The organism is Mesorhizobium sp. M1169, from assembly GCF_040318345.1.
Classification (GTDB): Bacteria; Pseudomonadota; Alphaproteobacteria; order Rhizobiales; family Rhizobiaceae; genus Mesorhizobium.
This window is the reverse complement of record NZ_JAMYME010000044.1, coordinates 38730-48731: the sequence shown is the minus strand read 5'-3', so window position 1 is coordinate 48731 and position 10002 is coordinate 38730. Positions and strand designations below refer to the sequence as shown.

8 protein-coding genes are annotated in these 10002 nt (G+C 63.3%); 4 read left to right on the top strand and 4 right to left on the bottom strand.

Going from position 1 to position 10002, the window contains the following annotated elements; all coding sequences use genetic code 11:
* Positions 1-168: 168 nt before the first annotated feature.
* The 4 genes from NKH41_RS28775 to leuA form a co-directional block, all read right to left on the bottom strand.
* Entirely contained in the window at positions 169-786 is a 618-nt protein-coding gene (locus NKH41_RS28775) for a hypothetical protein (RefSeq protein ID WP_352935170.1), read from the bottom strand.
* 134 nt (positions 787-920) lie between these two features.
* Positions 921-1724, bottom strand: a complete 804-nt coding sequence (locus NKH41_RS28770; protein ID WP_352770863.1) for an alpha/beta fold hydrolase — start codon at positions 1722-1724, stop codon at positions 921-923.
* 227 nt (positions 1725-1951) lie between these two features.
* Positions 1952-3748, bottom strand: coding sequence for a tetratricopeptide repeat protein (locus NKH41_RS28765; protein ID WP_352770864.1), 1797 nt, complete (start codon positions 3746-3748; stop codon positions 1952-1954).
* Between the two features lie 143 nt (positions 3749-3891).
* Positions 3892-5628: a 2-isopropylmalate synthase gene (leuA, locus tag NKH41_RS28760; protein ID WP_352770866.1), complete on the bottom strand. Its 1737-nt coding sequence runs from the start codon at positions 5626-5628 to the stop codon at positions 3892-3894.
* A gap of 808 nt (positions 5629-6436) precedes the next feature.
* Between leuA and NKH41_RS28755 the strand changes: the two genes are divergently transcribed.
* The 4 genes from NKH41_RS28755 to NKH41_RS28740 all read left to right on the top strand — a co-directional run bounded on the left by NKH41_RS28755 (position 6437) and on the right by NKH41_RS28740 (position 9987).
* Positions 6437-7603: an ATP-grasp domain-containing protein gene (locus tag NKH41_RS28755; protein WP_352770868.1), complete on the top strand. Its 1167-nt coding sequence runs from the start codon at positions 6437-6439 to the stop codon at positions 7601-7603.
* Positions 7604-7606: 3 nt separating this feature from the next.
* On the top strand, positions 7607-8383 hold the full coding sequence (locus NKH41_RS28750) for an esterase family protein (protein WP_352770870.1): 777 nt from the start codon (positions 7607-7609) through the stop codon (positions 8381-8383).
* Positions 8384-8401: 18 nt separating this feature from the next.
* Positions 8402-8716 carry a nuclear transport factor 2 family protein gene (locus NKH41_RS28745; RefSeq protein WP_352770872.1) on the top strand — a complete coding sequence of 105 codons (315 nt, stop codon included), beginning with the start codon at positions 8402-8404 and terminating at the stop codon, positions 8714-8716.
* Positions 8717-8910: 194 nt separating this feature from the next.
* Positions 8911-9987: a siderophore-interacting protein gene (locus NKH41_RS28740; protein ID WP_352770874.1), complete on the top strand. Its 1077-nt coding sequence runs from the start codon at positions 8911-8913 to the stop codon at positions 9985-9987.
* The last annotated feature ends 15 nt before the right edge of the window (positions 9988-10002 follow it).

The window sequence follows — 10002 nt, the reverse complement described above, 5'->3', positions numbered from 1 at the left end:
CGCTGAGGGAGGGCGGCTACCCTCTCTCAGCGTTCCTTTCTGACCCATTCGGCAGCGAAAGTCATAAGACAAGCAATTCCAGGAAAAGTGTGAAGCGGTTTTCAGTCCGGAATTGCGTCAAAACAAAGAAATAGAGCGGTTCAGCGTTCCGTGAAACGCTGAACCGCTCTAGAAGCTGATTTTCATCGCGACGATGCGGTCCCAGAACAACACGAGCGAAATCGCCAGGCCGACCAGCGCGCCGGCGGCGATCAGGCCGAGGCCCGAGAAGAACGCCGACCAGCCGTTGCTGCGCGCAGCGATCTGCAGCGGCGGCTCGGCCTCCGCCACCAGGGCGCGTTTCAGGCCGGCGACGGCTTGCTCGATGCCGCCTTCCATCATTCTCTGGCGTTCGACAACGCGCTCGGCGACATAGCGCGTCACCTGATCGGCAACGACCTTCATCTCGGTCGACTCGGCGAGCACGACGCGGCCGATGCGCGTGTCCTTGAGAAAGCGGTAGGTGCGGCAGTCGCGTCCCATGGCGACATGGCTGACCGCGTCGATCCACAGCCGTGGCTGCAGGCCGGACGAGACGGCGAAGTCGAAACTGTCCATATCGGTGGGTACGTCGCCGAAGACCGGCGCGAGTTCGGCGGCAAGCAGATCGAGCCGCATGCGATGCGCTTCGCGCATGTCGACGACGACGTCGTCGCGGTCGGCGAAGGCGTTCTTGACGTCGCGAATGGCATCGGACAGTTTTCGCGACTGATCGATCTGGGTGATGTTCTCGCCTGCGTCCTTCATCGGCGTTGCCTCGCGGGTTTGGTTAACACCGAATTAACACAGCCGTCGGCAAAATGCACTTGCGAGATCGACGGGCCGGCAAGCGGTTCGCTGGATGAGCACAAGCGCCGCCGCCGTGCCTGCGCGAGGACCGATCAGCTCGCCGCAGCGGCGAATCCTGGACGAAGTCGCCTGCTGCGGCGCCGCATATTGCGACGGACGGCCTCGACGACCAGGCCGGGCGCTTCCTGGACCAGCATATGGCCGGCTTCCAGCACGTGGTGCAGATGAAAATGCTTCGGCACGCTGTCCGCCTGGCTGACGGGCAGCATCGCGTCGTCGGTTCCCCAAACCACCATGATTGGCATATTCAGCGTTTCAAGCCGCTCGTTCGGGATGACGCGTTGCCGATCATCCCTGGTCATGGTGGCTGCGAGCTCGACAAGTGTACGCAACTGGCCGGGGCGCCGGCGCATCTCGTTGAGGAGTTCGACCCTATGCTGCGGCAGCCGGCTTTGCGGTCCCGACATGGCGGCAAGACAGGCGCGGATGTCATCCGTGCCGGCAGCGGCGGCGTAGCGACGCAGCAGCGGACCATTGATCTCAGGACCGAAACCGCCCGGCGCCAGCAGCGTCAGCGACGCCATTCTTTCGGGCTCGCTCAATGCCATCAGGGCGGCCACCGCGCCGCCCATCGAATGACCGACGAGATGGGCCCGCTTTATCCCGCGAGCGGAAAGATCCGCAAGGACGGCACTGGCTGCAATCCTGGCCGGACCGCCGCCCGGAAAATCGAGCGACAGCCCATGTCCCGGCAGATCATAGGCCAGGGTCCGCGCGCCGGGCGCCAAAGACTCGGCCACATCGCGCCAGTCGTCGTGGCAGCCACCGAAACCATGCAGGAAGGCAATCGTTGTCGGGCCGGTGCCCCGTTCGGCAGCGTAAAGGGATGGGGTCATGCAAACTTTATGGCTTGGTGCCGGAATCAGTCAGGATGCCGGGGCGGTCTTATGCGAGGATCAGTCTTTGCGGGAAGTCGGACTTATGTGGAGATCAGTCTATGCGGGATCAGGCCTATGGGGGATCAGGTTGGCCGGTTCAAATTGTGTCTGAATTGCGCTTTGGCCGTCCGGATGGCCAGTAAAATCTTCGCGATCACCTGACGTCGCGCACGCGCCGGGAGACGTCAGCTGGCGCCGCCAAGGCCGGCGGCGCGCAGGGCTTCCACCAGCCGGTTGGTCAGATCGGCGGGATATCTTCGTTCGACGAAAGTTGCGCGCGGATCGGCTGCGAATTTCGGGAATTTGGCGGTCAGTTCCTGCAGCAGCCTGCTCGCCAGCTTCTCGCGGCCGGCAGCCTTGGCGCCGATCAGCCGCGCCGCCAGATAATGCGATTTCATTTCCGTCGTTCGCAAGCCGTCGCTGGCAAGCGTCGCCTTGTTCATGTCGCCCATCATGAACTCTCCGGCGAACAGCCCGTAATCCCACCATGTCGGATGGGCGCTGGCGATGTCCACCGCGTGAGCGATGATCGGGGTGCCCTCGCTGTACCTGCCGGCGAAAACCAGCCCGTAGCCATAGGCGGCGGCCATTGCGAGATCGTAGGGATTGAGCTCATAGGCCTTGCGCATCCAGCGGATCGATTCCGCGGAATCGCCCATGCGCGAATTGAGATAACCAAGGGCGCGGTGCGCGTAGGGGCTGGTCGGGCCCATCTGGATGGCGCGATGGGCAAACGTCATCGCTTTGTCGATCGTCGCGTCGGCGGGGTAGGGATAGTGGTCGGTGACCGCTTCGAGATGCAAGGAAGCGAGTTCCGAATAGACGAGCGACGACTTCGCCTCCCGGTTGGCAAGATCTTCGAGGCAGCGGTAAGCGGCTTCGTGCGTCTGGGCGTTCTGGTCGAGATAATATTTGCCGTTGAGCACCAGACACGCCGTTAGCCCGGTCTGGATGCCGCTCTGCTCGATGTAGTTGTAGATCGTGCCCGAGGCGGGAAGAGCCGAGCTCAAAATGCCGGAGATCTGGTCCTCGATGGCGGTGTTCGCGCTGTCGCCGGCGGTCAGGTTGCGTGAGAGCAGCACGCGGCCGGTCGCCACGCTTTGCAGCTCGAGCATGATGTCGCCGCTACGCGGCCCGGGCAGGACATCGAATACGAAGCTGGCGGCGTCGGTTACTGGATCGGGCGGGCTGTCGGCATCACGGCCGATGAAATTGATGGTATCGAAGCCGCTGAGGCCGGCGCGCAGCGATGCGGCGACACGGCGAGCCAGGTCGCTGTCGGCCTTGATGGCGATGTAGACCTGGGGGAGGTTTTCAACCGGAGGCGCTGCTATGCTGCCGGTCGCCACCGCGGTCTCGACCGCCGTGTCGCCGCCGGTCAGCAATACCACGCTGCCCTGGCGAAGGATCAGCACACCCAGCATGAGGATGACCAGCGCGATCGCCAGCCAGAAGAACTGCAAATGGCGTTGCAGCGAAGGAGCAGCAGGGGCGACGGCTGGAACGCTCAGCAATGCGGCCGGATGTGCCCGGTTGCGGGCATCTTCCGGCGATCCGGGCGGGGCGGTCGTCGCCGCTTCCTCTGTTGCCAGCTCCGGCTTGCTTTCTGCCTTGGGCTCCACCTCCGCCGGCAAGCGAATGGCGTTGAGTTCGTAGGACGGAACATAGCCGCCGCGCGGAATGGCGATGCGGACCGGTTCAGCAACGCCCTCATTGGCGAAATACTGCTGCAGAAGCTCGCGCAGCCTGCCGGCCTGCACCCGCACCACCGCATCGGTCGACGGATCGAAATCGCCGTCCTTGCCGAACACGTCCATCGCGATGGAGAAGCCCTTGAGCCTGTCGGCTTCGCCTGCCTGCTCGCGCTCGACCAGGTAGCGGAGCAGCTTGCGCGCGCGCTCGGATCGTCCGAACGTTTCGCTGGCAAGCAATCGCTCCAACGTTTCGCGCACTGCGGGGGCGGCAGGCGTGGTATGCTGCAAGTGTCGATCCCTTCGAATTCGGCACAGGTTGAGGTACAATCATATCGCGCTGGCGGCGCCTTACAAGCATGTGCTTATGGTGCGATAGCGTACCCACCGGATAAAATTTCCGGTGGGCTGATGCGCGGGCCTGGCAGTCCCGGCTAGCCGCCCTTTCGGCCGACGATGCGGTTGGCGGCCGAAACCACGGCTTCTAGCGAGGCGGCGACGATATTGGTATTGATGCCGGCGCCGAACAGCTTGCCGCTGGGATGTTCCATCTCGACATAGGAAATGGCCGAGGCATTCGAGCCGCGCTGCATGGAATGCTCGGAATAATCGAGCACCGACATCGGCACCCCGACATGGCGCGACAGCGCATCGACGAAGCCGTCGATCGGGCCGGTGCCGGTGCCTGATATGGTCACCTCCTTGCCCCTGTCGAGGATCACCGCTTCAACCACGCGCCGGCCCTTGACCTCGGTGTCGGGGTAGGTGTGGTGGTCGAGGAACTTCAGCCGCGCGCCGGGCTGGTCGACGTAGGTGTCGAGGAAGCGCTCGTAGATGCGCCTGGCCGGCACCTCCTTGCCTTCGGCGTCGGTGATCGCCTGGATGGCATGGCTGAACTCGATCTGCAGGTTGCGCGGCAGGTTGAGGCCGTAATCCGCATGCAGCACATAGGCGATGCCGCCCTTACCGGACTGCGAGTTGATGCGGATGATGGCTTCGTAGCTGCGGCCGACATCGGCCGGGTCGATCGGCAGATAGGGCACCTCCCAGTGCGGCGTGTTGGCCTTGCGCAGCGCCTTCATGCCCTTGTTGATGGCGTCCTGGTGCGAGCCGGAAAAGGCGGTGTAGACGAGCTCGCCGACATAGGGATGGCGCTCGGGGATCTTCAGCTGGTTGGAGTATTCGTAGACGTCCTTCATGCGGTTGATGTCGGAGCAGTCGAGCCCGGGATCGACGCCTTGCGTGTACATGTTGAGCGCCAGCGTGACGATGTCGACATTGCCGGTGCGCTCGCCATTGCCGAACAGCGTGCCTTCGACGCGGTCGGCGCCCGCCATCAGGCCGAGTTCGGTGGTGGCGATGCCGGTGCCGCGGTCATTGTGCGGGTGCAGCGAGATCAACAGGTTCTCGCGATTGTCGAGATTGCGGCACATCCATTCGATGCGGTCGGCATAGATGTTGGGCGTCGACATCTCGACCGTGGAGGGCAGGTTGATGATCAGCTTGTTCTCCGCCGTCGGCTTGACGATCTCGGTGACGGCGTTGCAGATTTCCAGCGCCACTTCGAGCTCGGTGCCGGTAAAGCTCTCCGGCGAATATTCGAAACGGTAGCCGCCGCCGGCTTTGGCCGCCATGTCGGTGATCATCTTGGCCGCATCTGTGGCGATGCGCTTGATGCCGGCGACGTCCTTCTCGAAGACGACGCGGCGCTGCAGCTCGCTGGTCGAGTTATAGAAATGGACGATCGGATTGGTGGCGCCCTTCAGCGCCTCGAAAGTGCGGGTGATCAGTTCGGGCCGGCACTGCACCAGCACCTGCAGCGAGACGTCGGCGGGCACGTTGCCTTGTTCGATGCACCAGCGGGCGAAATCGAAGTCGGTCTGCGAGGCCGACGGGAAGCCGATCTCGATCTCCTTGAAGCCCATGTCGAGCAGCAGGGCGAACATGCGCGCCTTGCGTTCCTGGCCCATCGGATCGATCAGCGCCTGGTTGCCGTCGCGCAGGTCGACCGAGCACCAGATCGGCGCCTTATCGATCACTTTCGAGGGCCAGGTGCGATCGGCAAGACCGACGGTCGGATAGGGCTGGTACTTGCGGGCAGCATCCGGCATGCCCCTCGCGGGCTTGGCGGTTTCCTCTACATTCAGACGGATATCTTCTCGTGCGTTCATCGTCTTTTCTCCCGGCGGCTCGCGGATCCAGCTTCAGGCGGATTGGTGGCGAGCGGCGCCTTTACCAGAATTTCGTTCGCTTGATGTGACGTGCCAATTTGTGACTGGCCAAGGAGCGTGCGCGTGAGCGGCGAATTCGACCGCCGGGCGCTCCTTCAGCGAACCCGGCGATCGCCGATAAGGCCGAGAAGCAGCAGGGTGGAGGCAAGCGCGCGAACGGTCTGGCCGGCAATGCCGGTCTGACGGGACGCAAAAGAGGTGGCGCGCGGGCTCATGGCGGATTTCATACAGGAGCGGGCAAAGCGAGGCAAGTGGGAGCCTCGCTGTCGCAGAAGCTGCCGATCCAGCCTCAAGACTTGCGTTCCTCGCCGTCGCGAAACGGGGGAGAGGTGGCTGTCCACGGGTCTTGCCTTCGGCAAGCCCAAGGACAGGCTCCGCGGCCGGAGAGGGGGCCTTCGCAGGGCGCAGTCCCCTCTCCGTCTCGGCTTCGCCGAGCCACCTATCCCCATTTCGTGGGGCGAGGAACCCAAGCTGCAATGAAGGCGCGGCGCCGACATGAAGCGATTTTTCCTGATTACAGCAACTTTGTTCTTGCTTTGTGCCGGCAGCTATGCTACTAATTTGGGTATGGTGCTGACTGGCGCCGAGGACCCGCTGTCGAGGCGGGTTTTTTATTTTGCGGTTTTGGCGTCACCTTTCGCGGGCCCAGCCGCTCACCTGATCCAGTTGCTCTTCCCCGAGCCCGGCAAATGCGCCAGAGTCGATTGTCGGCGGGGGTGCGATGGCTCGCCGCCGGGAGGGATCGTCCATGAACTTCGTGTTCTTCTCGCCGCATTTTCCAGCCAATGGCGCCGATTTCTGCGACCGGCTGAAGAAGGCCGGCGCCACCGTGCTCGGCATTGGCGACGCGCCGTTCGATGCGCTGGACGGCAAATTGAAGGCAGCCCTTTCGGAATATTACCGCATCGACGACATGGAGGAGTACGAGCCGGTGTTCCGGGCGATCGGCCATTTCATCCACAAATGGGGCCGCGTCGATCGGTTCGAATCGCTCAACGAGCATTGGCTGGAGCTGGAAGCCAATATCCGCACCGACTTCAACATCTTCGGCACCAAGCTCGACTTCGTCAAGAATTTGAAACGCAAGAGCCGCATGCGGGCGTTCTTCCGCAAGAGCGGCGTCGAAACCATCCCGCAACGCAAGTGCTCCGACCGCGCCGGCGCCATGACCTTCATCCGCCGCGTCGGCTATCCCGTGGTGGTGAAGCCGGATTCGGGCTCCGGCGCCTCGAACACTTTCAAAATCTCCAGCACCGGCGAACTCGACAGCTTCTTCAGGGACAAGCCGGAAGGCGTCAGCTTCGTCATGGAGCAATTCATCGAAGGGCTGGTGGTGACCTATGACGGGCTGGTCAACCGCGACGGCGAGGTGGTGCTGGCCGCCAGCCACCGCTACGACCAGAGCGTCATGGAGGTGGTCAACCGCGACCGCCATATGAGCTATGTCTGTTTTCCCGAGATCAGCCGGGCGGTCGAGGAGGCCGGCAGGAAAATCCTCAAGGCGTTCGACGTGCGCGAACGCTTCTTCCACATCGAGCTGTTCGAAACCAGGGACGACCGGGTCATCGCGCTGGAGGTCAACATGCGGCCGCCTGGCGCCTGGATGACCGATGCCATCAATTACACCTTCGATATCGATGTCTATGCCGCATGGGCCGACATGGTGGTCAAGGACGCCGCCGGCGGCCCTTACAGGGGCAAGTATTTCACCGCCTATGCCAGCCGCAAGCGGCACCTCAAATATGTGCACAGCCACGCCGACGTGCTGGCCGCCCATGGCGGCATGATCGTCCATCATCACGCCATCGAGGAGGTTTTCAGCCGCGCCATGGGAAACTACGCCTATCAGCTGCGCTCCACCGACCCGAAGGCGCTGCGCCGGGCGGTCGACTACATCCATGCGGAAAAGGCGTGAGCGATGGACGTTTCCTACCACAAGGGTTTTGGCCGCAACCTCGGCCGCGACATGGAATACAAGCGCTACGGCCATGCCGGCCGACCCGTGGTTGTGTTCCCGACTTCGCAAGGGCGGTTCTACCAGTTCGAGGATTCCGGCGCGGTTTCGGCTCTCGCCGAGTTCGTCGACACCGGTCGCATCCAGTTGTTCACGCTGGACGGCATCGATGCGGAATCCTTCTTCGACCGCCATGCCGAGCCGGCCCATCGCATCGCCCGGCATGAAGCGTATTTCCGCTATGTGCGCGAGGAGGCGCTGCCGGAACTCCTGTCTGTCGCAGCCGAGGCCAATGGCGGGCGTACGCTGAAGCCGCTGTTTTGCGGCTGCTCGATGGGCGGCTACCATTCGTCGAATTTCGTCTTCCGCTTTCCGGAACTGGCCAGCGGCGTCATCGCGCTGTCGGGGGTTTACTCGACCCACGATTTCTTCGGCAATGCGCTCGACGGACAGATTTTCTTCAACTCGCCGCTCGACTACCTGCCGGGTATCGTCGATCCGGGGCTGCTTGGCAGGCTGAAGGCGCTGCGGCTGATCTTCTGCTGCGGGCAGGGTGCCTGGGAGGAACGGATGCTGGCCGATACGCAGGCGCTGGAACAGATCCTGCGTGACAAGTCGATTCCGGCCTGGGTCGACTACTGGGGCGGCGATGCCGCCCATGACTGGCCGTGGTGGCACAAGCAACTGGTCTATTTCTTCGCTCGCTGGCTGGACGACGACCTGATGCACCGGCTGGATTAGGCCACCTGGAGGAAGGAAATGACCACGCCCGATGCCATCCGCCGCTTTGTCGAAGCTACCAACGCCGGCGACACCAAAGCTTTCCTCGAGACGTTCACGCCCGATGCCTTCCTGAGCGACTGGGGCCGGTCCTTCAAGGGCCGCGAGCAGATTGCGCGCTGGAACCAGTCGGACAATATCGGCGTGCAGTCCAAACTTAGCATCATTCGTATCGAACCGGCGGGCGATACCTACAAGGTGCGCATCGCTGTCACAGGCAACGGCTTCAACGGCGAGGGCGACATGGCATTCACCGTGGACGGCAACCGCATCTCCAGCCTGGTGATCAGCTGAAGGATATTTTGAGGGCCCTTTAGGCCACCTCGCCGCCACGGCCGCCGTTGCTCGCGCGGGACTCATTGGCTTGATGCCAAAAACATGACTATGTTTATCATCTTTTAGTGGAAACGCCAGGCCGGCTGTGGCATGCCGCAAAGGCGCCGACGTCCAGGGCGATCTCGAATTCAACGGCATCGAAAGGCTTAGCGATGGAGCAATTGAGTGCGCAAACCCGGATCAGCGGTGCCGCCATCCGGTCGGTGATGGACAGGCTGCGCGCCGAGCATGGCGAATCCGAGATCGATACCGGCCTTGCCGATCATTGGGAATTTCGCACGCACTACGGCTCGTTGAAAGCGGCGCTCGGTGACGACAACGTGCTGATCCGCGTCGCGGCCGAGGATGAAACCTGCCTGTCCTACATGAAGATGGCGGTCGCCGGCCATTTCTCGCAACATCTCGGCACGACCAGGGGCATCGCTTGGCAGGGCGACGGCAGCGATGCTGGCACGCCGGTGTTCTTCCGCGAGATCACGGTGCTGTCCTCGACGCGGATTTCTCCGCATATGCAGCGCGTCCGCTTCACCGGCAACGATCTCGGCCGCTTTGGCCGTGGCGGCCTGCATGTGCGGCTGCTGCTGCCGCCGCGCGGCAGGCTGCCGGTGTGGCCGTCGATGGGCGCCGACGGCCTGATGGTCTGGCCGTCGGGCGAGGACGCGCTCGTCGTGCGGGTCTACACGATCCGGGCGCTGGACGCCGCAAGCGGCTGGCTGGATGTCGATTTCGTCCTCCACCCCGGTATGGATACGCCGGCGGCCGCTTTCGCCGAAAAGGCAGTTGCCGGCGAGATCATCGGCATGATCGGACCGGGCGGAGGCGGCGTGCCCGAGGCGCAAAACCTGCTGCTGCTCGGCGACGACACCGCGCTTCCGGCGATCGGCAGGATCCTAGAGCAGCTTTCGCCGTCAACCCGCGCCGAAGCGTTCATCGAGGTCGATGGTCCCGACGATCGGATGCCGCTGGCCGCGGGCGAGGCCGTTGCCGTCACCTGGCTCTATCGGCATGGGCGCGAGGCCGGTACAGCCAGGCTGTTACCGGGGGTGCTGCAGCAGCGGAACCGCACCGCCCTTATCGACAATCTCTATGTCTGGGCCGGATGCGAGTTCGGCGATTTCCGCGAGATCCGCAGGATCGTCCGCAAGGAATGGGGCGTGCCGCGCGACCGGCATCTGGTCACCGCCTACTGGCGCCACGGGACGCAAGCGGCGGACGGCGGCGAAGAATAGCGCGCGACGATGCTC